The 323-nt window shown below is 51.4% G+C and carries 1 protein-coding gene; it reads right to left on the bottom strand.

The window, feature by feature from the left end; translation table 11 throughout:
* A partial coding sequence (locus tag ACTHSP_RS23295; protein WP_440347154.1) for an alanine:cation symporter family protein occupies positions 1-323 on the bottom strand: 323 nt, incomplete at both ends.

Below are 323 nucleotides of genomic sequence, written 5' to 3'. Positions count from 1 at the left end.
ATACCCTGCATCATGGTGGTCGAAATCAGACCGCCGAGGAAACCGCCTGCAGCCGAATCGAAGTTGAACGCGTTGGAAAAAATCTGACCGAACACTTCAGGAATCAGGGAAATATTGGTAACAATGATGAAGAGTGCTATGACGAGATATAAAACCGCCATCAGCGGGACGATGATTTCCGCGGCTTTAGATACGCGGCGGATACCGCCGAAGATAATCGGGGCAGTCAGAATGACCAGAGCGACGCCGACATAGTGTTGATCCCAGCCCCATGCCGCTTTGGTGGTATCGGCGATGGTATTGGTCTGTACGGCTTCAAATAC

The sequence above is a fragment of the Neisseria sp. P0001.S005 genome (assembly GCF_051963715.1).
The sequence above is the reverse complement of the archived record's forward strand: the minus strand, read 5'-3'. Positions and strand labels throughout refer to the sequence as shown.